Origin of the sequence: Wolbachia endosymbiont (group B) of Ischnura elegans (assembly GCF_947251585.1) — a bacterium.
GTDB lineage: Bacteria > Pseudomonadota > Alphaproteobacteria > Rickettsiales > Anaplasmataceae > Wolbachia.
Genome location: NZ_OX366371.1, coordinates 542,617 through 567,265 on the forward strand (window position 1 = coordinate 542,617; position 24,649 = coordinate 567,265).

The 24,649-nt window shown below is 35.0% G+C and carries 21 protein-coding genes and 5 pseudogenes; 6 read left to right on the forward strand and 20 right to left on the reverse strand.

Annotated elements, in window-relative coordinates:
* Nucleotides 1-30: 30 nt before the first annotated feature.
* The 4 genes from pstB to OPR58_RS02795 form a co-directional block, all read right to left on the reverse strand.
* Entirely contained in the window at nt 31-789 is a 759-nt protein-coding gene (pstB, locus tag OPR58_RS02780) for a phosphate ABC transporter ATP-binding protein PstB (protein WP_265022956.1), read from the reverse strand.
* A complete protein-coding gene (dapB, locus tag OPR58_RS02785; protein WP_010401420.1) occupies nt 786-1,580 on the reverse strand; it encodes a 4-hydroxy-tetrahydrodipicolinate reductase in 795 nt (264 codons plus the stop codon). The genes pstB and dapB overlap by 4 nt, the downstream gene beginning before the upstream one ends.
* A gap of 304 nt (nt 1,581-1,884) precedes the next feature.
* Nucleotides 1,885-2,100, reverse strand: coding sequence for a hypothetical protein (locus OPR58_RS02790; RefSeq protein WP_265022957.1), 216 nt, complete (start codon nt 2,098-2,100; stop codon nt 1,885-1,887).
* Between the two features lie 149 nt (nt 2,101-2,249).
* On the reverse strand, nt 2,250-3,413 hold the full coding sequence (locus tag OPR58_RS02795; protein ID WP_265022958.1) for a phage major capsid protein: 1,164 nt from the start codon (nt 3,411-3,413) through the stop codon (nt 2,250-2,252).
* 269 nt (nt 3,414-3,682) lie between these two features.
* Between OPR58_RS02795 and OPR58_RS02800 the strand changes: the two genes are divergently transcribed.
* Complete coding sequence (locus OPR58_RS02800) at nt 3,683-4,960, forward strand: IS4-like element ISWpi18 family transposase (protein ID WP_264336305.1); 1,278 nt, start codon at nt 3,683-3,685, stop codon at nt 4,958-4,960.
* A gap of 855 nt (nt 4,961-5,815) precedes the next feature.
* On the opposite strand, the pseudogene OPR58_RS11395 reads toward OPR58_RS02800, so the two are convergent.
* Nucleotides 5,816-6,764: pseudogene (locus OPR58_RS11395) on the reverse strand (IS5 family transposase).
* Between the two features lie 175 nt (nt 6,765-6,939).
* Between OPR58_RS11395 and OPR58_RS02815 the strand changes: the two are divergent.
* Complete coding sequence (locus OPR58_RS02815; RefSeq protein WP_265022563.1) at nt 6,940-7,362, forward strand: DUF6444 domain-containing protein; 423 nt, start codon at nt 6,940-6,942, stop codon at nt 7,360-7,362.
* A gap of 70 nt (nt 7,363-7,432) precedes the next feature.
* Here OPR58_RS02815 and OPR58_RS02820 read toward each other — a convergent pair whose 3' ends face one another.
* Together OPR58_RS02820 and tnpC are read right to left on the reverse strand one after the other, a co-directional pair.
* The gene (locus OPR58_RS02820) at nt 7,433-8,398 is read right to left on the reverse strand and encodes an IS110 family RNA-guided transposase (protein ID WP_265022959.1); all 966 of its coding nucleotides are present in this window, start codon (nt 8,396-8,398) and stop codon (nt 7,433-7,435) included.
* A 157-nt stretch (nt 8,399-8,555) separates the two neighbouring features.
* On the reverse strand, nt 8,556-9,899 hold the full coding sequence (gene tnpC / locus OPR58_RS02825; RefSeq protein WP_265022273.1) for an IS66 family transposase: 1,344 nt from the start codon (nt 9,897-9,899) through the stop codon (nt 8,556-8,558).
* A 157-nt stretch (nt 9,900-10,056) separates the two neighbouring features.
* Between tnpC and OPR58_RS02830 the strand changes: the two genes are divergently transcribed.
* Complete coding sequence (locus OPR58_RS02830) at nt 10,057-10,440, forward strand: hypothetical protein (protein ID WP_265022960.1); 384 nt, start codon at nt 10,057-10,059, stop codon at nt 10,438-10,440.
* Between the two features lie 294 nt (nt 10,441-10,734).
* Here OPR58_RS02830 and OPR58_RS11400 read toward each other — a convergent pair.
* Nucleotides 10,735-11,524, reverse strand: a pseudogene (locus OPR58_RS11400) (IS5 family transposase); the annotation flags it as partial.
* A gap of 107 nt (nt 11,525-11,631) precedes the next feature.
* Between OPR58_RS11400 and OPR58_RS02845 the strand changes: the two are divergent.
* Complete coding sequence (locus OPR58_RS02845) at nt 11,632-12,591, forward strand: IS5 family transposase (protein WP_265022394.1); 960 nt, start codon at nt 11,632-11,634, stop codon at nt 12,589-12,591.
* 47 nt (nt 12,592-12,638) lie between these two features.
* Here OPR58_RS02845 and OPR58_RS02850 read toward each other — a convergent pair.
* Nucleotides 12,639-12,803: pseudogene (locus OPR58_RS02850) on the reverse strand (IS5 family transposase); the annotation flags it as partial.
* Nucleotides 12,804-13,107: 304 nt separating this feature from the next.
* Here OPR58_RS02850 and OPR58_RS02855 point away from each other — a divergent pair.
* Complete coding sequence (locus tag OPR58_RS02855; RefSeq protein WP_064085826.1) at nt 13,108-14,364, forward strand: Tol-Pal system protein TolB; 1,257 nt, start codon at nt 13,108-13,110, stop codon at nt 14,362-14,364.
* A gap of 38 nt (nt 14,365-14,402) precedes the next feature.
* Here OPR58_RS02855 and gatC read toward each other — a convergent pair whose 3' ends face one another.
* The 8 genes and pseudogenes from gatC to OPR58_RS02895 all read right to left on the reverse strand — a co-directional run.
* Entirely contained in the window at nt 14,403-14,756 is a 354-nt protein-coding gene (gene gatC, locus OPR58_RS02860) for an Asp-tRNA(Asn)/Glu-tRNA(Gln) amidotransferase subunit GatC (protein ID WP_010401704.1), read from the reverse strand.
* Entirely contained in the window at nt 14,746-15,666 is a 921-nt protein-coding gene (locus OPR58_RS02865; protein ID WP_265022961.1) for a ribose-phosphate diphosphokinase, read from the reverse strand. The genes gatC and OPR58_RS02865 overlap by 11 nt, the downstream gene beginning before the upstream one ends.
* Before the next feature lie 74 nt (nt 15,667-15,740).
* Nucleotides 15,741-17,390, reverse strand: a complete 1,650-nt coding sequence (locus OPR58_RS02870; protein WP_265022962.1) for a recombinase family protein — start codon at nt 17,388-17,390, stop codon at nt 15,741-15,743.
* Complete coding sequence (locus tag OPR58_RS02875) at nt 17,299-17,574, reverse strand: hypothetical protein (RefSeq protein ID WP_017532679.1); 276 nt, start codon at nt 17,572-17,574, stop codon at nt 17,299-17,301. Before OPR58_RS02875 ends, OPR58_RS02870 begins: the two co-directional genes overlap by 92 nt.
* Before the next feature lie 106 nt (nt 17,575-17,680).
* Entirely contained in the window at nt 17,681-18,142 is a 462-nt protein-coding gene (locus tag OPR58_RS02880; protein ID WP_236514967.1) for an ankyrin repeat domain-containing protein, read from the reverse strand.
* Between the two features lie 25 nt (nt 18,143-18,167).
* Nucleotides 18,168-18,815, reverse strand: a complete 648-nt coding sequence (locus tag OPR58_RS02885) for an ankyrin repeat domain-containing protein (RefSeq protein WP_265023158.1) — start codon at nt 18,813-18,815, stop codon at nt 18,168-18,170.
* Nucleotides 18,816-18,985: 170 nt separating this feature from the next.
* A complete protein-coding gene (gene ltrA, locus OPR58_RS02890; RefSeq protein WP_265022346.1) occupies nt 18,986-20,287 on the reverse strand; it encodes a group II intron reverse transcriptase/maturase in 1,302 nt (433 codons plus the stop codon).
* Nucleotides 20,288-20,952: 665 nt separating this feature from the next.
* Nucleotides 20,953-21,327: pseudogene (locus OPR58_RS02895) on the reverse strand (phage tail protein); the annotation flags it as partial.
* 221 nt (nt 21,328-21,548) lie between these two features.
* On the opposite strand from OPR58_RS02895, the gene OPR58_RS02900 reads away from it, so the two are divergent.
* The gene (locus tag OPR58_RS02900; RefSeq protein WP_264336326.1) at nt 21,549-22,493 is read left to right on the forward strand and encodes an IS110 family RNA-guided transposase; all 945 of its coding nucleotides are present in this window, start codon (nt 21,549-21,551) and stop codon (nt 22,491-22,493) included.
* Between the two features lie 230 nt (nt 22,494-22,723).
* On the opposite strand, the pseudogene OPR58_RS02905 reads toward OPR58_RS02900, so the two are convergent.
* The 3 genes and pseudogenes from OPR58_RS02905 to OPR58_RS02915 all read right to left on the reverse strand — a co-directional run.
* Nucleotides 22,724-23,511, reverse strand: a pseudogene (locus OPR58_RS02905) (phage tail protein); the annotation flags it as partial.
* Complete coding sequence (locus OPR58_RS02910) at nt 23,511-24,311, reverse strand: baseplate assembly protein (protein WP_265022509.1); 801 nt, start codon at nt 24,309-24,311, stop codon at nt 23,511-23,513. The pseudogene OPR58_RS02905 and the gene OPR58_RS02910, both read right to left, overlap by 1 nt.
* 2 nt (nt 24,312-24,313) lie before the next feature.
* Nucleotides 24,314-24,649, reverse strand: a complete 336-nt coding sequence (locus OPR58_RS02915; protein WP_265022510.1) for a GPW/gp25 family protein — start codon at nt 24,647-24,649, stop codon at nt 24,314-24,316.

A 24,649-nucleotide genomic window follows, 5' to 3' on the forward strand; every position in this document is an offset into this window, starting at 1 on the left:
ATAGAAAAAATTAAAATATCAACTATTAAGCTAATGATCCAGAATATACTCCTTCGTTAAAGGAGACTGAGCATTTTCAAAGATTTCTTGAGTACTTCCGAATTCAACAATCTTGCCATTGCAAAAGAAAACTATGCTGTCAGATAATTTTTTAGCTTGCTTCATCGAATGAGTTACCATAATTATGGTGAACCTCAATTTCAATTCTTGTATAAGATTTTCGATTGTATTGGTTGCCATTGGATCAAGAGCAGAGCATGGTTCATCCATTAATAAAATAGTTGGCTTTACTGCAATTGCACGAGCAATGCATAATCTTTGTTGCTGGCCACCAGATAAATTTAGTGCACTATCTTGCAATCTATCTTTCAACTCTTCCCATAAACCAACCTTAGTTAAACTACTTTCTACTATTTCATCTAATTTTTGCTTATTTTTCACCATGCCATGCAATTTAGGCCCATAAGCAACATTATCATATATTGACTTTGGAAAAGGATTGGGTTTTTGAAATACCATACCAACTTTTGCTCTGAGCAATACAACATCCATATCACGTGAATATATATTACCCAGCCCATCGATTACCAGTTCACCAGTCGCTCTACATCCAGGTACGTAATCATTCATACGATTGAAACAACGCAAAAATGTCGATTTACCGCACCCAGAAGGTCCGATAAAAGTTGTGACTTTCTTTTTGCAAATATTCAAATTTATATCGAATAAAACTTGTTTAGAGCCATACCAAAGATTTAAATTTTTAACGAAAGCGTATTTATCGCTCATACTAAATCCTGCATTGAATAAAGTCCTGGTATTTCCTGTTTATTCTCGCACAACCATATTGCTGCTTGAACCGCCCCTCTAGCAAACGTTGTACGATCAATTGCCTTGTGATTTAATTCTACTCGTTCATCGGAATTGACAAACATGACACTGTGATCTCCTATTACTCCACCTCCACGAGATACTGCAAAGCCTATTCCTCCTTTCCCTCTTATATTTGAATTATTATGTGAATATTGATTGAGCTCAAAATCCACTTTTGCAGCGTTAGCAACTGCTTTACCAAACTCTATAGCTGTTCCAGATGGTGAATCCTTTTTTAAATTGTGATGCATTTCCCAAATTTCAACGTCATACTCATTACCTAAAAGCTTGGCAGCTTCTTTTACCAATTTCAGCAACACATTAACTCCAACACTCATATTTGCTGACCATAATATTGGAACTTTAGCAGCATATTCTTTTAAATTTAGACCTTCTATTCCAGTTGTGCCACTAACTAGCGGTTTTTTAAATTTCACGGCCGCCTTAAGGCATTCTAGCATACATTCTTTAGTTGTAAAATCTATTACAACATCGGACGATTCAAATACCTCACTAATAGAACTTGTAATTTTGATTCCTAAATTGCAATTATTGCCTACAATAGGCCCAATATCTAAGCCTATATACTCACTGCCCAAGCGAGCAACAGCACCTGCTATTTCCACTTTGGTATTCGTAATTAATTCATTGAGTATTTTCTTACCCATTCTGCCTAAGCAGCCTATTACTCCAACTTTGATTTTCATAAAGCTTTTTCCACTATGTTAGGCTTTTTTTGAAGCTTTGTCATCTTTATAAGCTTAGCATATTTAGCCTTACACTGATAAAACTATAGCTATACATAGATGAATCTATTGAAAATTGATACGAAAAATTGTAATTAGTCAATTTTCTCCTATGGAGAAAACTTATAAAGAAAAAAAGAGCACCAACTTTGGTGCTCTTTTGTGAAGGGTTTGTTTTAATAATAACCGTTTCCTACTTTGCTCGGATTAGAGATATAATGTATTTGTGCTTCTGGTTCTCCAGTTATTGAGCGAGGTTGTGCCTTTAACACATTACAAAGTCCTCCTCTCGTGCATCATGAAAATCATCATCTAATTCCTCTTCTGCATCATAAAACTTTTCTGATTCAGTAGTCACTTCCTCATTGTTAACTATTCGAACAGTATTACCTTTTGATTGATCATTTACATGCTTCTTATCATCTAAAGGTTTCTCTGGTGATGTATTTTCTTGAGTAGTATTTGCTTTACCACCAAACAACTACTTCCAGCCTGATGCAATTCTTCCTGCAATCGACTGAAAAAACTTTTTTATGCTTTTCCACATATTTTACTCCTTAAATTAATAATAATTTAATTATTACATAAAAAGTATAATATGTCAACTATTTCATAAAAATTCATAAAATTTTAGTATTTGCTCGCAATTTTCAATAATTTAATAGCACTGGTGTTGACAACCTCCCCACCGACACGCTTAGTGACAAAAAATCTAACATAAGGTTTGTTTGTATAAGGGTCTCTAAGTATTCTCATTCCTCTGTTATCTACGATCTTATAAGCTTGTTTGAAATCCGCTACTGCAATCATTGTAGGTGGCATATCAGCAGATTGATATACTGGTATTCCCATCAAAGTATCTGGTGTTTCAAGCGATAAACTCGGCTGCCAAAGATACTGGCCTGTTTCAGATTTTAGTAGCCTAACGTCCTTTAACGTACTCCTGTTCATCAAAAATGATGCATTTTTAGAGTAATGTTCATTTAGAGAGTAGTACAATATCATTATGGCGTCGCTGTCTAGCTTATCAGCTTTAATTTGCTCTATCTTATTATGACCATTTCCATTTTCGTAAGCTAAAATTCCTTTAGGTTGAAAAGTGCCATCACCTTTAATAAAGGCTTCATTCTCCTTCTTACTGAAAGTTTCGGCAACCTTTTCTACAAGCCAATTTTCAACATTGACAAATGCATCATCGAGCAATTTTTGTGATATTTGCGGCTGAGCATAGAGCTCATAAGTTGTGATGGAAATCTTTTGAATCTTAGGTGTACTTGTGTCTTGTGCAAAATCATACTTGGATTTATAGCCACCATCTTCGTCCTCTACGACTTCACCACTCCAACCTGCACCAGCACGGTCACAATCTTCTATAATATAATCCAATGTTTCAGTAGAGATTCTTTGACTAGAACATATTTGCCGCATTGGAGATGAATCAGCTATACGCTTGTTTATCCGTTTTACAATGTGAGGAGTAACTAAATACCCTCCAATATCATTGTCATCTCCACTTAGGGTTTTATGTGATAACCTACTTTCCATTCCTTTGCGGATATAATCAGAAAAATATTTATCACCCATGTTAAAATCTGTGCTAATTTCTGGACGTTGAGCTGAAGTTTCAATAAAATCTAAGCGCTCTTTGCAATTATCAATATTACTATTTATCTTGCATAGCTGCTCAGGTCCTTTGCTTTCGATTTCTTTTAGTTTGCGATCATTTATTAATTTAAATTGCTCCCATGATGAAGCGAGTTCATTAACACGGTGAGCAATATCAGTAAGTGACATAATAGCCTCCTTTAAAAATAAAATTAGAATAGTATTGTAATTTGAAGGTAATCTTTAATCCCAGTACCTTTTCGTTGTTATGCAAACTGCATTCAGAAAAAAGACCGGTGAATGGCAGCTTAGTATAACTCAAACGCTTGTTTACAATATGGATCCCAGTGCTGGGAGCACTGCCATTAAGTTAAGGAAAAGTGATGAACTGTATTATAAAATCAGGTAAGATCCACAAATTAAAAGAAGTAATGACATGAGTAAAAAAAAGAATAATCATGTTTATAAAAAATAAATTGATGAGTTTAAACTTTATAAACGCACACAGAGCATCCTCAAAAGACTTCTCACGAAAAAGAAAGCTGCCCTTCGTTAATGTATTTCTCCTGATTTTTAGAAAGAGTGTAAAGTCATTACAAGTGATGCTTAATGAGTTTGTTCTGCATACAAGAAAAGATTATACAATTACGGCAAGTGCATTTACTCAAGCAAGAAAGAAGCTAAAGCATACTGCGTTTTCAGAGTTAAATGATGATATAGTTTCCCTATACTACCAAGATCAGGAATTTAAAACCCACCATGGCTTCAGAGTACTTGCATTTGATGCTTCAATACTGATTCTGCCAAAGAGCGACAAAATAATAGGTGAGTTTGGCTCAAGAGCAGTATGGAATGGAATCCAGAGATTTGAAGACTATACAAGTGCAACCTTTGAAGTTTGCTACGATGTGCTAAATAATATTGCAATAAAATCTGTGCTAAGTAGAGGTGACAGCTATGAGGTTGATTTAGCAATCGGTATGCTTGAATCCATAAAATCAGACGATTTGTTAATCTGTGATAGAGGATACGTATCTTATCGATTTCTTGCTGAGCTTACAGGAAGGAAAATCAATTATATAATTCGCTGTTCAAGTTCGTCTTTCAATGAAATAAACGCTATGTTTAAGCCGGAAAGCCCATCTAGTACGGTGGTAGTGTCTACCGCACCTATTAAAGTAGCAAGACAGCTACGAAAGCTAGGATTACCTGATGAGATGAAATTCAGGTTAGTCAAAATAATACTTTCTTCTGGCGAAGTTGAAGTGTTAGTAACATCTCTGTTAGATGAGAAACGTTTTACAGTTGAAGAGTTTGAGAGATTATATTACTTGCGCTGGGGAGTAGAAACATTTTTTTCTAGGCTGAAGGGAAGATTAAATTTAGAGAATTTCACAGGAAAAAGTATTGAAACTATCAAGCAGGATTTTTGGTCAACTATCTTCATCAGTAATCTAGAAAGTATCATGATAGAAGATGATGAAGAGACATTGAGCGCACAGAATAGTAAACTAAAAAAAAGCATCAATAAATCTGTCTCATTTAATGCGATTAAAAACTTAGCCTTTGATATTTTTTCTACAGAGTCAGACATAGACTGCATTATGGATCGACTATCACAGTTATTTTTGATGAACACTTTAGTGGTGAGAAAAGGGAGAAGAGTTGATCGTCATAAGATATCTGATATTCGTTCACTCAACTACCAGAAAAGAGCTAGAAAACATGTGTTTTAAATTCAAGATATCTTTTCAGTATCATTGCATTAGTACATTCTTTGCAAAATAACCTGCAATTATTACTTTTTTAAATAACTTGCACTTTTCAGACTCCCTTTTCTTAAAAATTCACCCTAGTATTTACCATAATTATCAATCACTTCAAATTTTTTGTCCAATCTTAACTTCTCTTTCCCTTAACTTAATGGCAGTGGTGCTGGGAGGCGCCCTCATGGTAAACAACGTTCATACAACTGTATACGTATAATGCTCGTGCCTGCCATTCACCGGTCTTTTTTCTGGATTCCAGCATTGGCTTCATGGTAGATACAAATAAACGTAAGGCGCTTGGTAACGAGAGAAAAATGATACTGATTACTTGTTGAAGTAAAAAAAGCAGTGTAGTATTACACCACGGTAAATATTATACTTAATCGTTAGCACTATACAGCATCCATTTTTTTGTGTCAAGCATTTTTTTTCGCTGCGTATCTGTTCAGAAGAATGTGCAAATAAAGTACGTAGCTGTACAAATTTGCCAAAACAATAAATGGTATCCTTTAATTATCCTCTTTTTATCATTTCAGTCACAGCTGTACGAACATTGTGGCAATTTGCATAGTAAACAGTGTCAAGCACTGCCTTTGTGTTCGAGGCAAAATTAGTTTAACATACTGTTTTCGAAACAAGTAGCTTTGCGTGTCTATGATGTCATCCCAGTGCTTGACACTGGGATCTAGTTTTTGGACATTGTTTTTGACATATGTCCTTAAGGACTATTGTTTACTGCATAATTTGCAAATACTTTTTATATCTGGATCCCAGTGGGCTTTGTTGCATCACTCTTCGGATAATAGGTAACGTGGAATAAATTCATGAAGCTATCTCAAATTTAGCCATGCCTATATCAGTAAATTTGTTAAGCAAATAACACTTGAGTAGCAGTTCTCTCTCACGATTAACCTCAGATTTGTTTCTAAAACTAAACCCAAATGTTTGCTTCAGTCGCGAGAAAAAACTTTCTATATAAGATCTCTTCCCATAATTTATCTCTTTTTTCCACCTCTTCATACCATCTTCATCATATGACTTTATGAGCTTGATTGTAGAATTTCTCTCATCCATATAATCCAACTTTGGATGCTCTACTGAATTATTTTGCGGAGGAATCCTTGTCTTTATGTCAAGCTCATCGCACAGTTTGTATAACTTCTTTCGATTATATGCCCTGTCTGCATATAGTGTGCTTATATTATATTTAACATCAATCCTTGCAATAAGATCACATGCTCCATAGTGGTCAGAATAAACTCCGCCACTGTATTTTGCTGCTATAACTTTTTTGCTACCTATCTCTAGCATTACATGCAGTTTTCTTGTTTGCTCATAGCGGCGATACTTTCTATCTGTACCATTTGCCTTGCTATGACCTGGAATATTATTGTAGATCAGTACTATCTATGGCAATCTCAATATCTTCTGTATTATTTTTATCATGTCTTCGATCATTAATTTTGATGTTAAGTTTTTTAAGCCTTCTTGAGGCCTGGGAATAGCTAATAACTTGCAAGTTTTTCCTTACTTGCTCAAGGTACCCTGCTATAAATCCCGCTGTTTGTCTCAGATCTATTCTAAATAAATAAGTTATTATGTGAACCAGAATCACGACCTTATCGCTATAAATATAGTTGCCACCAGCCATTTTTGGACCTTTTTCGTACCAATTTTCTATGGCATCATTGACGTAATAAAAAATATTTCCCCTCTCTTGGAGAAATTTGTTATATTCATGGCAGTTACTGACTCTCATTTTTTGTGGCATATTTTTCTTTAGTAGGTTAAATGCTTGTCTTATAGTGAATTTTGTCAGTAACTGCCAGTTCTTTTTATTTGACCTATGCAACAAAGCCATCCCGTAACCGTTCACGGAGATAAGGTGGTTTACAAAGTAAGTATAAAAGTGTAAAGAGATAGGAAGCTAAATATGGAATGGGTAAATGACAACAGTGCTGCAAGAAAAGGTTGTAGCAGAAAACGCTAATCTCAAGGAAGAAATAAAAGCACTGATCAGAGAAAATGATAGCTTGAAAGCAAAAATAGTTGAATTAGAAGACAAATTGGGCTTAAATTCGCAAAATTCATCGCTGCCACCATCACGAGATATATATCGTAAGAAAGCAAAAAAGAAAAGTGATAAAAAACCAGGAGGTCAGCCAGGACATAAGGTGCATAAGCGTGAATTAATGGCTGCAGACGAGGTAGTGAGATGCACAATTGATACAATTTGTATGTGTGGAGGTAAGATTACTTTAGAAGATGAAATTATTCATCAGAAGGCAGAGTTGCCAGAAATTAAGCCAATTGTAACTGAGTACAGGTTGCAAAGAGGACATTGTAGCAGTTGTGTTAAAAGTCAATAGAAAAATTGATGTAGCTGTGAATAAGTACTTAAAATTTGTGTGGGCGTACTTATTCACAGCTATGCTATTGCTATATAGAAGCAGTTTTAGGGCTATACTCCTCAGTAAACAGTCTACCGTCTCTTACTAAAGAGTTAGCAAGGATAAGTAATTTTCTCATTGCAGCAGTAGAGGTAACTTTATATGGTTTTTTATATTGATTGTATAGCCTATCAAAGAAGATTTTTATATAAGAATTGTACCTTTGCGCACTAAGAATGCACATATGTAAAACCTTTCTAATTTGTGATCTACCACCCTGAATACACCTTTTTCCCTTACTAAAACCACTATCTCGATTAAAAGGTGCAACTCCGGAAAGGCTGGATATTTCTTTATGTTGGAGAGTTCCAAGCTCGGGTAGATAACAAATAAAAGTAATAGCTGTTATTGCACCTACACCAGGTATACTAGTTATTGACATGTACTTTTTTTTAAGCTCTTGATTTTTATCGACTAATTCCATTACCTCATCTTCTAAGACTTGAATTTGATTTTGTAAAACTGCAAGTAGCTCTTCCATTTGTTTGATTATAGATAAATCGGTTACTTGATGAGCTTGGGTTTTTTGTATTTTTGCTATTTCTACTAGTTGATTCCTGCGAGATAATTTTTGCTTCAAACAGTCAATACTACTAACTTTTAAAGGAGTGACACGCATGTCTGTATTACTAACATAACGTGAGATGATGCTACAGTCTATTTTATCAGTTTTAGTAGCAATACCAAGGCTTTTTGCATAATCTCTCACCCATCTTGGTTGAATGACATATACTTCAAAACCATGGCTTAATAAAGTATAAGCACATAATTTTTCGTACCCACCAGTTGCTTCAAGTCGAACTTTGGTTACGTTATGTAAACGCAAAAAGTCGATTATTTGATCAATAGTTTGAACGTTATTTTCAAATACTTTATGATGTCCAAGTGGATGAATATGGATATCTAGTTTATTTTTGCTAATATCAATGCCAGTAATAATATTTGATAAATTCATAATCCCTCCATAAATAATGTGTATACTGCATTTTCCACCCTTATATACGAGCCTAAAAGCTCAACCAGTTGTTCGGAACTTTCAGTATAATAAACCAGAGAGGAGAACCTTGCTGCAAAACGGTCCTTATGAGTAACCGTTCACGGAATATTCCCAATTAGGCAGGAATAGCGACTAAATTCTGTAGTTTCTGGACAGGATTCTGATCATTCAAACGTGCAGTCAAAAATATCGAAAGCATTCTTTCAATGAACTTTTCTCCACGTTCTGACCAAGTGAAAAAACTATTTTTACGATAAATGACGTACCGTCTAGCCTGACGTTCTGCAAGGTTATTGGTTGTCTCGATCAGATCAGGATTGCGCACGAATCTCCACATCATATCTTCAGAACGTAGTATATTGGCAGCCATTCTCAAGGCCTGAGTTCCTTTTGCAACCCTTGTTATCTCTCGCAAAAAATGTTTCACCCTTTTTCGAATCTTCCTCATTAACCGGAAAAATCTTAAATTGTCTATCAGGTTTTGTTTACGTGCTCTATCTACCACAAATACCCTGTTGCTCAGCGATTTTAATGCTGCGCCAATTCTGCTCACTTCAACATTTTTACTGTAAAAAAACCTTTCAAAGTCCCTTGCTAAATGGGCCCAGCATATCTGTCTGTTTTCACGATTAAAGTAATTATACGCAGCATACCTATCGCTTATAACTATTCCATCATACTCTGGCAATAGCCCTTTTAATATCTTCTTTCCGCGAGATCCAACTAACTTCATAAGTGTTGCTGTTTTATTCGTTACTACCCAACTCCAACCTTTCTTTCCCTGGTTCCTATGGCTTGTTTCATCTATATGTAAATACTTGCTTTTCCGTAGCTCTTCTCTTATTTTTTCGTATTCAGATATACATTTTTCTGATACTCTACCCTCGGTCTTTGATACCAAACCTAGGCTTATATTCAGATTAAATATGCTGCTCAAAATTTGCTGTACTTCCCTTTTTGAATTGATAAAAAATCCACTAAAACTGCTAATTACTGCTTTTGCATTAGCTCCTAAAAGATCCCTTGTCACACCTTCAGGCAGACTAGCTGAGATCCTTTTCTTACACGCCTTACAGTAGCCTTTTTGTAGCCTATATTCAGTCACTATCGGTTTAATTTTTGGCAATTCAACCTTTTGATGCACAGTTTCTTCTTCTAAAATAACTTGGCTTCCACACATGCAAATTGTATCAATTGAACATTTTACCACCTCATCTGCTACCATCAATTCCCGCTTGTGCGCTTCATGTCCTGGCTGCCCGCCTGGTTTTTTATCGCTCTTCTTTTTTGTCTTTTTGCGATATACATCTTGCGATGGTGGCAGCGATGAATTTTTTGAATTTAAACCCAGCTTATCCTCTAGCTCAATTATTTTTGTCCTTAACTTATCATTCTCTGCTTTCAGAGTACCAACTTCTGACTCCAATACCACAATCTTTTCTTGTAGCACCTCTATCATCAACCCCTCATCTATCTAGTTTATTGTTTTTTATACTAATTATGCAATTTTTGTAAACTACTTTCTTATACCGTGAATGGACAAAGTTGATAAGCCTAAACGCCATCATGTCTTTAGGAGAGTCTGCTAATGAAGGCTCTTAAGTTGACGCCATTGCGTGAACGGTTACCTATTTGTGAAAGTAAAAGATGAAGATTTTGAGTATATCAAAAAATACAACAAAAATAAGGATCAAAATGGCAGTATTATCCCCTATGAGTATCTTATATATTTTAGCTTAGAAAGTAAAAGTTACTACATTACTGCTACAAGTAAGGAAATGAATAACAATGATGGATTATTAAAGATAAATTCATTAGGAAGAAAAAATGATAAATGTGAGTATGAATTAATACATGAATATGAAAAAAAGTTAAAAACGTTAGGTTTAGGCTCTGAAGAAAATGATGATAAAGAACTAATCATTAGACTTGTGCCAAGCTCAATTGTTAAATCACCAGAAGCTGAACAACAAAAGAAAGGAAGATCATCACCCAACTAAGTATAAAAGGGGTAGACTAAATAAGTCTGCCCTTCATTTTTTAGTGTTAGTTATTTAAGCTTATTATAGAAGCTGTCTCAAAGTATCCGTTCAGATGCATGACTAATGTGTAAATATCGAAGCAAAAGTGGTGTCATCCCAGTGCTTGACACTGGGATCCAGTTTTCTTTACCAAAAGTGTTTCATTCTATAACGCAAAATCCATACTTACCAAACCGAATGCATTACTTGCAATCTCGATCCCAGTGGGCTTTGTTGCATCACTCTTCGGATAATAGGTAACGTGGAATAAATTCATGAAGCTATCTCAAATTTAGCCATGCCTATATCAGTAAATTTGTTAAGCAAATAACACTTGAGTAGCAGTTCTCTCTCACGATTAACCTCAGATTTGTTTCTAAAACTAAACCCAAATGTTTGCTTCAGTCGCGAGAAAAAACTTTCTATATAAGATCTCTTCCCATAATTTATCTCTTTTTTCCACCTCTTCATACCATCTTCATCATATGACTTTATGAGCTTGATTGTAGAATTTCTCTCATCCATATAATCCAACTTTGGATGCTCTACTGAATTATTTTGCGGAGGAATCCTTGTCTTTATGTCAAGCTCATCGCACAGTTTGTATAACTTCTTTCGATTATATGCCCTGTCTGCATATAGTGTGCTTATATTATATTTAACATCAATCCTTGCAATAAGATCACATGCTCCATAGTGGTCAGAATAAACTCCGCCACTGTATTTTGCTGCTATAACTTTTTTGCTACCTATCTCTAGCATTACATGCAGTTTTCTTGTTTGCTCATAGCGGCGATACTTTCTATCTGTACCATTTGCCTTGCTATGACCTGGAATATTATTGTAGATCAGTACTATCTATGGCAATCTCAATATCTTCTGTATTATTTTTATCATGTCTTCGATCATTAATTTTGATGTTAAGTTTTTTAAGCCTTCTTGAGGCCTGGGAATAGCTAATAACTTGCAAGTTTTTCCTTACTTGCTCAAGGTACCCTGCTATAAATCCCGCTGTTTGTCTCAGATCTATTCTAAATAAATAAGTTATTATGTGAACCAGAATGGCTTTGTTGCATAGCTAGTGTTGGTTGAGGTTATTGTAAGGAGAAAAGCTTATGGTTACTAACGCATTTTGTTGTAAAATAGGCATTTTTCAAACAAGTATAACTTATGCCACAAAAAATGAGAGTAAGTAACCAAAGAGAATATAATGAGTTTCTAAAAAAAAGAGGAAATGTTTTTCATTTTGTTAATCAAGCCATAGAAAATTGGTATGAAAATAGTCCAAAAGTTGCAGGTGGCAATAACACTTATAGTGATAAAGTTGTAATTTTAATACACATAATAGTTCATCTTTTTAGAATTGGCTTGAGACAAGCTGTAGGTTTTGTAAAAGGTTATATGGTACAAATAGGCAAAAAACTTAAGATTATCAGCTATACACAAGCTTCCAGAAGATTTAAAAAGCTTAATTTGAAGATTGATGACCATAGAAGCAATAAAGATGATCTGGAAAATGTTGAAATTGCCGTAGATAGCACTAGAGTTAGTATCTACAATAATAACGGTGGGCATAGTAAGCTTAATATTCAAAAAAGAAAATACAGTGGTTATGGTCAAGTAAGAAAATTACATGTTATTTTAAACATAAATGATAAGAAAGCAATAAGCATGAACTACACTAGTGGTGTTGCTGTAGACTATTTGCCGGTCTGCGATATGTTAGAAGAAGTCAGTGATAAATATAACATTTGTTCTATTCGAGCAGATGCGGCTTATGATATAAAAAGTGTGTATAAAGAATGCAGAAAATACAATATTGTGCCTATTATTCGCCCTAGGAAGGATACTAAAATTTGTTTAGCTGACTACTTATCAGAAAGAAACAAGTATATTAGTAGAATTAGGTCATATGAGAATTATGAAGATGGTATTAATGAATGGAAGAAAAAAGTTAAGTATGGAGCACGGTCTTATATTGAAGTCTTTTTCTATAGGTTGAAGCAAATATTTGGGTTTGGCTTGAAAAATAAATCAGAGGTAAATCGTGAAAAAGAGCTGTTAATTAAGTGCTACTTACTGAACAAATTTACTGATATTGGTATGGCTAAATTTAAATTAGCTGCGTAAGTTCATTGTGATTTACATGCCTATCAGTGCTATGCAACAAAGCCATCCAGAATCACGACCTTATCGCTATAAATATAGTTGCCACCAGCCATTTTTGGACCTTTTTCGTACCAATTTTCTATGGCATCATTGACGTAATAAAAAATATTTCCCCTCTCTTGGAGAAATTTGTTATATTCATGGCAGTTACTGACTCTCATTTTTTGTGGCATATTTTTCTTTAGTAGGTTAAATGCTTGTCTTATAGTGAATTTTGTCAGTAACTGCCAGTTCTTTTTATTTGACCTATGCAACAAAGCCCACTGGAATCCAGTTTTTCATGCAACCTTGTCAAAGACGTTTATTTTAGAATAAAACAGCTACTTTTATGCTTGCCACCTCAGTGCACTTACTTGCAGTCAAATTTCTGGATTCCAGTGTCAAGTACTGCAGAAATTGATTTACTCTACTGTCATGCAATTTAACTTCAAAAGTAAGCTATTTGCTGAGATGACAGGAGGTAATGCAAGAAATCTAATGAAGCTATTCGTTCAACTGGTGTTATTTATTTCGTTATTTATTCCTTATTCCACAAAAGCTGTTTTATATGTTGATATAAAAAAAAGCAATATTGGTAATATTGATCTTGTTGTATCTAAATGTGCATGCAAGACAGAAGTGGAAAGTGAGCTAAGTGAAAGCATCACAAAAGTAATTGAAACAAATCTATCTAATTGTGGCTTATTTAATGTGAAACGTAACACGAAAGTTGAGTCTTGGAAAAGCGATACTGTAGTCACAGTAAGTTTAAGTGAAGTATCAAACAGAAATTTAGAGCTATCTTTTCGTTTATCTGACAGCTTTACAAACAGAGAATTACTTACTCAGTCGGTTGTTTTTCTAGCAAAAGACTGGAGGAAAATTAGTCATCTTGTTTCAGATGTGATACATGATAGATTGATTGGTGAGAAAGGGCATTTCAATACAAAAATTACATATATCGCTGAAGAAAAAGATAGCAATTACAAATCCGTCCGTAAAATTGCTGTGATGAATCAAGATGGAAGTAATATAAAGTACTTAACAAATGGTGAGAAATTTGTGTCAACACCAAGATTTTCACCAAATGGAAAGGGTATTGTTTATATCTCATACACAAATGGTAAAAGTTATATAATATTAAAAAATTTAAAAGATAACACTGAATCAATAATCAGCGCATTTGAAGGAGTTATTTCTGCACCAAGATTTTCTCCTGATGGTAAATCTCTTTTTATTTCCCACTCATTGAGTGGTGAAACAAATATATTATCTCTAGACTTAAGCAGTAAACGAACAAAAAAAATTACTAAAGGTTCAGCTATAAGTACTTCTCCCTCTTTGTCTCCAGATCAAAAGTACATGGTTTTTAGTTCTGATATAAGTGGAAGTCAGCAACTATATATCATAGATTTCACTAAAAAAAGCAAAAAACCCAAGAGAATTAGTTTTGGAAATGGAAGATATGCTACACCTGTTTGGTCGCCAAAAGGAGATCTGATAGCTTTTACAAAAATTCAGTCAGGAAAATTTTACATAGGAGTTATGAAGCCAGATGGCAAAGAAGAGCGCTTGCTTTCAGAGGGACATAAAATTGAATCTCCGGCATGGCTACCAAATGGCAGAGAAATTATCTTTACTAACGCAGAATCACCAAGCAACTCTAAATTATATTTAGTAGATTTAGTAAAGAAAAATCAAAAAATGGTTTTTACTCCAACGAATGCTTCTTTACCAGATTGGTCTTATTTTTGAAAGTAGATCTATAAAATCGGTATAAATCTTGCTTTATCTTAATCGTTTATAACCTTCGGTACTACGAAATACCCATGCTCCGATTTTGTATTGGATAATATTTCTTCTTTAATGTTTTGAGAATTTATAATATCATCGCGTACATGGACATCCTTATCTATAGTTCCATAACGCATAGGAGAAACACCTTCAGTATTAACTTTCAACAAAGTATCATGTATCCAATCCAGCATTGTCAGTTCTTTTGAGTAGTATTGAATCTCATCATCAGATAACTTAATCCTCACAAGCTGTGCAGTTTTAAGCATTTCTTCTTTAGTAATTGTTATTTTTCTCTTATTTGCAAATTCTATTAACGAAGTGATAACATCTTCTGTTGATCTAGCTGGCACTTTTACCTCCTTGCATAAAGCAAATTAAAATATTTGCAATTGAAACAACCTCTATCTTATCATTTTTTTCAAATTTGTGAAATACGGTGTCCGTAATTACTAATTTATCCAGAGAAGAGGAAGAGATTTTCTCAACTGCATTTCCTGAAAGTATTCCATGTGTAATGCACGAAACTACAGACTTTGCTCCTCGGTTTTTTAAAGCAAGAGCTGCATTACATAATGTTCCGCCAGAGTCAACTATATCATCAACAATGACGCAATTTTTGTTTGCAACTTCTCCGATTACATTCATTACCTCAGATGTACCTGCTTTTTCTCTATATTTATCTACTACAACAATATCATTATCCAACTTGTGTTTTTCCTCTAAAATCTTTGCAAAAGCACGAGCTCTGCCAATTGCTCCAACATCAGGCGCAACTATTGCAAAGTTTTCCTTGTATATAGAGTTAACAAATACTTCAAAACAGCTTAGATTAGTAACTGGTATATCAAAAAAACCTTCAATTTGACTTGAATGCAAATCAATAGCAGCAACACTGTTTGCACCAGCTGTTTGAATAAGATTTGCAGTTAATTTAGCACTTAAAGCAGATTGCATATTATTGTTTTTAATAACCCTATCCTGCCTACTGTATCCGTAATAAGGAATAATAGCTGTTATTCTCTTGGCTCCAGATCTCTTTGCTGCATCAATTGTAAGCAGAAGCTCCATAAGGTTATCATTTACAGGGGAAGAAAGAGATTGTACTATATATACTTCTTGATTACGTAGATCATTTGCTACTTCTACATTTACCTCACCATCGGCAAATCTTGACACCTGATTGGGGAATAGCTGAGCATTTAGCCCACTTGCTATTGAATCTCCTAATCGTTTACTAGCGCTACCTATTATTACCTTCATATATACCAATTAAGTTTTGAAAATTATACAGAAACCATGGAATGATTAAAACTTTATTCTTGCCGTCAAGTAGCTCATAGAAAAGAAAAAGTTACTCGAAACATTTCACTAGCTTTCTTATCATGACGTCCAGTACAATGTTGCAAATTAAAAATCTCTCCATCCTGGGCTGGTTCTTCGATTCTAAATGCCACCTCTACCTGGTCATGACTAATCTGAATTCGTTCTACTAATGCTTTAATGATACCACGCTTAGTTTGCCAATCTAGCTGTTCCAAGTTCGATTTTATACTAGTATAAAGACTCTTTATACTGTTGATGATAAGGTTCATTCCCTTCTCTATTGCTTTTTGATCAACTACCTTTTTCTTCTCTTCTTCTATCCCTCTTAAGCGTTCCCTCATTCTTTTCATCGTCTGTTTAAATTCTTCCTCACTTATATATCCTTTATCTCCTACATTTTCTTGACTATAATAGTCTTCCATTAACTTTTCGATGCCTTGTTTTATTTGATTTTCCCTTCTTGCAAACTTCTTATCTGATGATTCATCATTTTTATTTTCTGCAATTCTACGGTGATACTCATTTTTTATTATCTCTGGGTTTTTTAGTAAATTTTTCACCTTTTCCCATATAGCTGTTTCTAACATATCTGTACGGACCAATTTATTAGTACACTTCTCCCTACCATCAGTAATACGTATAGTACTACTACAGCGATAATAGCTAAACTTTTTTCCCTCAACTCCACATTGTGCACCACTATACGCATATCCACAGTTTTGACACACAACTAGACCTTGTAATAGGTATTTCTTTTTTCCTCCCTCTCTCTGCATCCTTGCTCTTTTTCTATTTTCATCCAGTTGCTTTTGTACTTTATTAAATAACCCTTCATCAACTATTTTTGGTACTGGTATATAAATCCAGCTGTCCTCATCTGTGCGACAGATAGAAATCTTTTGTTTATTTCTTTCTCTTTTTTCAACCCTCTTTAATTTACCAAACGCTGCTTGTCCTTTATATGCTGGATTTCTTAACACCTTCCAAATTATTATTGGACACCACACCTTCTTTCCAGTTCTTGTTCTAATTGACTTATCTCTTAGTCTACGTATCACTTCCCTTATACTTATTCTCTCTTGCCCTACCCACATGAATATCTGCTTTACTATTTTTGCTTCCTCTTCATTTATTTCAAACTTTGTCTTTTCTCTATCTACATGCTTTATACGATTATAACCAAAAGGTGCAATGCCAATTACACTTACACAGCCTTTTTTTGCTCTATGGAGTTTTCCCCTACGACTACGTTCCATAATCTTTGTACACTCATATTCTGCCACTAATCCTTGCATTCCCAATAACAATTTAGACTCTGGATTATTTTCAGTCTTATGATTTAAGAATATTACTTCTACTCCTGCTTTTTCAAATTCATCAAGTAATATCATTTGATGTGCAGATTTTCTTGATAGTCGGTCAGGTGAATGAATATAAATTTTATCAATTTGATCTTCTCCTACTTTATCACGTAATGCATCTAAACCTTCACGTTCTAAACTCCACCCACTAAGCCCATCATCCTTAAATTCATACTCATTCAATAACTCATGCTTATCTGCAGCAATTCTATGCTTGAGCTCGGCAATTTGACTCTCTATTGTATTGTTCTGCGCTTGACTCTTCGATGAAACTCTTGCATATAAGGCCACTGTTATCATTTTTCTTTATCTCCTTTTCATTGTTTCTTTTTACCGCATACCTTAGTAACAGCTCATAGGCGTCTGCTAGATGTTGTTCCGCTAATTCATCTGGCTCGTATCGGCAAGTTAATGTTCTTTTTCTCATAGTTTCTCCTGCAAATGTTTTTGTAGTGCAAGGAGCCTTACCACTCCTTTTTTCCATCAATCCATTTACTCTTATGAAAAAGACCAACTTTTATCAGCTACAGCCTTCAAATTTGGTCTAGCCCTTCCTTTACCAACTGCTGTTGCGCTTTCTGATACGACTCTTATTTTTTTAACAAACTTTCCATTTTCTCTGTTTCTTTCTTTAATACCTCGGCTATTTCTTTGCTATTTTTCGCATAATCCATCGCTGTTATTCCAAATTTATCTGCTTGCTCTATTTCAGCCCCTGCTTTTACTAGCTCCTCCACTATTTCTTTTTCTCCTACCATACATGCAAGATGCAGCGGAGTGCATTTATTGCCATACTCTTCAGCATTTACATTCCCTCCTGATTTTATCAATTCTCTAACTGTTTCTAGACGTTTCTCCGTTATCGCTAGATGCAGTGCTGTATGTCCTCTTACATCTGCTGCATTCACATCTACTCCTTTTTCGATTAATAACCTCACTGTTTTTACCTCTACTGCATAATGTAGAGCTGTTCTTCCTTTTTCGTCTCTTTCATAAATATTTTTAAACGAGTTCTCTAATAGTGACTTATCTTTTTTACCCAGCTTTACCATAACTTACCCCACCTTTTCTTTAAACCTAAGCCTTCCTTTTTACCACCTCATCTATCATTGCATTCACTTGGCTGATTATCTTGCTTGCTAAATTTTGACATTCTTTCTTTATTAGCGATTTGTCTCTCTTCCTTATTTCTCCTATCTCTATTATTTTTAGCTCCGGCAAATAACTCCCATTCAACATGTCTGCTATTTCTCCCACTAGCCCCTCTATTCCATAGCACGTCAGTTCTCTACTTTTTGTTATTCCTCCTTTTTCTCTCAAAAATTTACTCGCCTTTTCACTCTCTTTGCTATCACATAGACGATACTTTTCACTTTCCCAGATGTAATACATTGGCGTTGCGCCGTACTTATTCAGTTGATTAACTTCAGCTCCAGCCTTTACCAGCTCTTTTATTATTTCAACTCCTGCTCCTTTGCACGCAGAGTGGAGTGGCGTACATCCAGTGACATATTGAGTGGCATTTACTTCTGCTCCTTCTCTTAGCAGCACTTTTACATTTTCTAAACTTTTTGCGAATACTGCACAGTGCAGAGGTGTATAACCATTTTTATCTCTTGCATTAACCTCTGCCCCTTTTTTTATTAATAACCTCACTGTTGTGTAATCGGAGATTTCTACTGCTTGGTGCAATATCGTCTCTCCTTCTTCATTTCTTTTATTAATATCGTTACTTGATACTTCTTTAAAAAACTTACTCTTGCTAAAACTGTTTGGTAGAAGCTGTAGCTTTACTCCTCTCGTTTGAGTTTTATTACTACAACTCCCCCTAAAGAACCGTGCTTGCAGATTTCCCGCACACGGCTCATCAATATTAGTTTTCACAGTCGTCCCTCTTATGCATATAAAGAAAAATGTATTTTTGGCTTTGGTAATGGATTTACTTCTACGTAGTGTACAAACTGTTCCCAGGTCATACTCTTTTTCTGACTACGCCGATTTATCCATTTAAATGCTAGCTTTCTTACTGATGTATAAAATTGTTTTAAACACCAATAATTTCCGCTAATACCAAAGTAGTTATAGTGTCCTGTTAATTTAGCCTTCAGTACTTGCCACCAATCTTTAAGTCGAATACTTCCGCGGACTTTTTCCAACCACTCTTTGATTTCTTTTAGTTTTCTGGCTAGATTTAACTTTGAGGTTTTATGTCCCATCATTAATCTACCAAGACGACTTTTTGCACCATAGTGCGTAAACCCCAGAAAATTGAAACTTTCCGTCCTTCGTTTCTCTCTTATCGCTTGTTGCCACTCCCTCTTGCCAAACTTTACTACTCTGGTCTTGTTTTCAGATACTTCCAACCCGAATTTATTTAACCTTTGTTTCAGTAATTCCAGAAATTCTTCCGCGTCTACCTTACTTTCGCAACAAACCACAAAATCGTCGCAAAACCTTATTAGTTGTATATATCCTCTGGATCTTGGTTTAAATTTCTTTTCAAGCCATAAATCCAACACATAATGTAAGTATATATTTGCTAATACAGGACTTACTATACCACCTTGGGGTGTACCTTGTTTTGTTGCTTCATAATATCCAGCTTCAACTATCCCTGCCTTAAGAAAACGCTTTATTAACCACAGTAAATTTGGGTCAGTTATTCGTTCCCTTAGACATCTCATTAGCCATTTATGCTGTATATTATCGTAGAACTTCTTGATATCCACTTCTACAATGTAGTTTATTGGTTTGTACCTAACTGCTTTATCTAGTGCATTTACCGTTTGATGACAGTTTCTTCCAGGTCGAAATCCATATGAGCTGTCCAGAAAGTTTGCCTCGTAAATATTTTCTAATATCTTCTTCAGCATAATCTGTACCAACTTATCCTCAGTTGATGGTATTCCGAGTCCGCGTTTCTCTTTACTTCCGGCTTTTGGTATATACACCCTCCTCACCGGTTGTGGTTGATATTGCTTTCCCTTCATACTATCCACTAGTCCTTCCAGTCGCTCTTTTAGATTTTCTCCGTAAGCTTCCACTGTTACCCAGTCTATTCCACAAGCCTTGTTACGCTTTAGCTCTTTATAACACTCTGCAAGGTTTCCTACATTTATTAGATGTATTAGCGATGTGAATTTCAGTCGCTTATCTTGCTTTGCTCTTACTGCTATCTGGTTTAGTTTATCTTGCATGTTATTCCAACCTCCGTTGTATTGGCATAGCAATCCCTATACCAGTTACTATATTGCTGATCGCTTCCCCTTGTACGTGGCTTTCCCACACTCCGAGTACTATCAATCAGTCCGACTTCCTCTGCATCTTCCGCTAGTTCTTGCCTTTGTTGACTTGTTCCAGCGTACCTTTATAGGAATGCATAGGATCTCCCAAGTTCACTTGAAGTCCATTTCAATACATGGCACGGTCTCAGATCCCGATAGAGTGAGTGATAACTCGCCTTTGCATTATCCCTCATGCTGTCTTCCACCGAAATGAAAATGTCGACCTCTATGTCTTCAGGTATTTCGGGACTCAATCCCTTCACTTTCGTTGTACCCTGCATTGTCCATTCCACTAGCTCTATTACACTCGTTACCTCATGCAACATAGTGGTCTGTTCTAAACTGTTGGCTAGACTTTGTTTATGTTGGATTTTCACCAACTGTTCTCCAAGCACTTCTTGGCGCACCATTTCATACCTCACAAAATTAGCTTTTCTAGCGTCAGATAAATTTCTTATATTTACCTGCTGCTATTCAAGTCATGTCTATTTTAGCATAAGAAAGCAAGTCTTTTTCTTTTTATTTCATACACTTTTACCTATTATTAATATAATATATGAGGATCTAAATATAAATGCTTAGCTTATTAGAGATATTACTTGACTACTTTTCCAACTTCTGTGCAAATGTCGATGTTCGTGCCACCTAAGTACTCCTGGGTAAAACACTAAAATGTAATTTTCTAATTCGTGTATTGAGTCTTTTTGCTCTGAATCTGAGTCATTTTTATAGTAAACGTTGTGTTCTGCTAAAACATATTTTCTGACCTTCTGATCTGTATAATTTTCTACTTTGTAACGATGGATAATACTGAATCTTTCTAAAATTGGTTTGTGTTTTAAATTCCAACGTTGCCCTGAAAGTGTATCGCTTCCCAATACAAATTTATTTCCTCTTTCCTCTACACTACCAACTGGAAAACATGCGTTTATTTCTCCTAAATTCCAACTGTTGTAAGTTAAAAATATGATATAAAGGAGATAAGAGGGAAGATAACCCTACTCACTATAGGAATAGAGTTATCACGGGCGTGTGCGACCGACCAACTGTTGGTATTATAACCGTTCGGATCAAGGTACACTAGCCCATCTCTCGATACGTTTGAATAGTTGCATGGGACATATGTATGCACCCGTTTACAATCTTAAATTAATTAAAACTAATCGAGGTTATTATGATTACATCTTATCAAAATTTTATTGGCATTGATATCGGAAAATTTAAAAATGTTGTTGCAGTTCACAAACAGAAGAACGCTGTCGAATTCGACAATGATACTGCTGGCTGGCAACAATTGTTTCAAGATTTTTCAAATATCTTACCTAATTCTTTAGTAACTCTGGAAAACACTGGAAAATATGAGCTTGGCTTAGCACATTTTCTTGTTGATAAAGATATTGCTGTACATCGAGCTAATACTCGCAAAGTAAAAAGCTTTGTTCTATCTCATGGAACTTTAGCAAAGTCTGATCAATCAGATGCAAGAGCCCTTGCTCAGTATGGGTTTGAACGCTATAGTACTCTATCTCTATTTGCACCTATGTCAAAAGAACAAACAACCTTAGTTGCACTTTGTCAACGTCGTGATGACATTACAAAAATGAGAGCTCAAGAGAAATCTAGGCTTGCAGCACCTGAAAACGACCATATAAAAGAAAGCTGTCAGAAAACTATTGAATTCTTTAATAGCCAGATAGATGAGCTCAACAATACCATACAAAAAATTATTGATGAGAATCCAGAGTTACAAAAGCGCCAAAAAATCCTTAAAACAGTTCCAGGAATAGGTGCAAAATTATCTCAAGATTTTCTGTGTCTAATGCCAGAACTTGGTTATGTAAGTAGGGGAGAAATTGCAAGTCTTGCTGGAGTTGCACCTCATCCGAAAGAAAGTGGTAAAACTATTGGTTATCGCAGAATAAGTGGTGGCAGAAGCAACGTTCGTGAAAAGCTTTTTACAGCTGCGATGTCTGCTTCAAGGTCTAAGTCTGCGCTTGGTGCCTTCTATTCAAGGCTTGTTGGTAAAGGTAAAAAGAAGATGGTGGCTATGACAGCTCTAATGCGTAAAATCATAGTAATTGCCAATGCGAGGCTTAAAGAAGCAGTCAATGTGAATTAAAAAAATCTGCATAGAAAATAGGTTAACGAATATGTGCGTCTACACACATTTAAAGCACATATTCGTTAACCATAAGATCTAAGCAGTAACTGTTGTTTGATACAAAATTTTTCTATGATTAAGTTAGGGTTTTTATTGTCAAAAATGCACTTTTTACTCGAATAAAAAACAAAATTACAAACAAAAGTTGTAATGAAACTAAATTCAAAAAATTTTAAAAAACATAGTTGATCTGATAATACTATCTGCGCTTTTGCAAATTTAATCGATGGTAATAAACTCTGTGGTAATGGATATAGTGCTTTTAAGTTGTACCACAAATGATTTCTTTCATAAATACCGTTATAATTCTTTGTGTGAGGCTCTGTTTCTCCAAGGATTGCTACATCTAGGCGATATATATCATTGCTTAAAGCTCGTTCATAATGATCGCGTAGATAGTTTTCTATAATCCTAATAACTGGACCACTAGACCTGAAAAATTTACTCTTCCAAATGATAACACTGGTCCATCTTTTTCTATTTTTACCCCTGAATAATCAGAAAGAAGATCTCCAAATAAACTCTCATCCAATATAAATCTCTGCACATTATAATAATCGTTAAAAATCCTCATCAACCTCGATCTTACAGGCAGTGATAGTTTTGCCAGCTCTACTACTGCATCTACGAAGAAGTCATTTGGTACCTCTTTTATCCCTACTTGCAACTCAAAAAAGTGTTTACCGGGTGGTTCTTCGATGATTGTAATGTCTTCTATATTTGCCCACTTGAGTGCTATTTTAAGTGATTTAGGTGTTCCTCGCAGTCTTTGAAATTTTACTCCTTCTACTACTGCTTTTCTTCTATCTTTTACCCAGCGTAGTATTTCTTCTAAACCATATTCTTCTATTATCCACGGCAATGTTTCTTCTTCCAATCTAAATTTAAATCCTCTAATACAGCTTGGATCAACCTTATAATCTATCGCATCTACTAGCGCTTTTTCCTGTTTTGTTGCATTTGGTGGCAATAACATTAATTCAACTCAATCTTTAAATTTTTCAAATTTGCAGATTCATTTCCCAGAACCACAACATCCTCTCTTGGCTCGATCAATTCCACATTTTCTACACCATCTACAAATAGATTCGCTATTATCCATGATCTTGTTACACTCCACCCTAATCTTTTTACTAATTCAAACTTCTTAATAAACTGCTTCTTGATTTCTTCCTCTGATATTACAGGACTCATGCTCATTCTGCTGTGAATATCTATTTCCGTAATATTGCAACCAATTACTGTTATCGTATCTGTTAAAACCCTTATATCATCTCTAGTAACCTGCTTTTTTACAATTTCTAGTAGTTCTTCTGACACTATGCCAGTTGTGGATAATTGTGTTGATAAGATTGAAATTTGTACTTTCCCTGGTATAGGTGATTCTACTAATGCATCTTTTACTCTACTATCTGCTGACAGTGCCTGATAACGATAATACTCTTTACTTCCTCCTGTACTCCAGCCTTTTATTTTTGCTTTTATTCTTTTTCTAAATCGTTCGTCCTCTTCTTCTTTTTCTCTCTCTACTCCATAAAATTCAGCTAAATTACCAAGATCTTCTCCCGTTGCAAATTTTAGTAAATTACTTTTTACAGCTTCATTTATTCTTTCTCTAAGCAAAAGTTCTCGCCATGCTGCTACTTCTAATACCTTCATTGCTGGATCACTTTCTACCAATCCTGTAAAACTTGCATCTCGCTTTACTAACTCTTCCTTCATTCTCGAAAATATTTCCTCATATCTTAGTTTTTCAATAATATTAGATGTTTGCATTTCTAAACAACTACTCCACTAATATTTATGAACTTGCCTTCTGAAAGATAGACACCTTCTAAATTCAATGTTACTCTCCCTTCTTTTACTCCTTCAACTTTTACTTTTTCTAACTTAAATCTCTTTTCCCATTTTTCCAAAGCTTCTGCAGTTGCTGCGTAAATTTCTAGTGTTAAATCACGATTAACTGGCTTATCCACTAATTCAAATAATCTTGAGCCATAATCTCTCCTCATTATTCTACTGTTAATAGGAGTGGTCAGTATATCAATTATCGACTGCTTTAAGTGCTCTATTCCTTCTAACGTTTTTCCTGTTTTAGCATCCATACCCTTCAT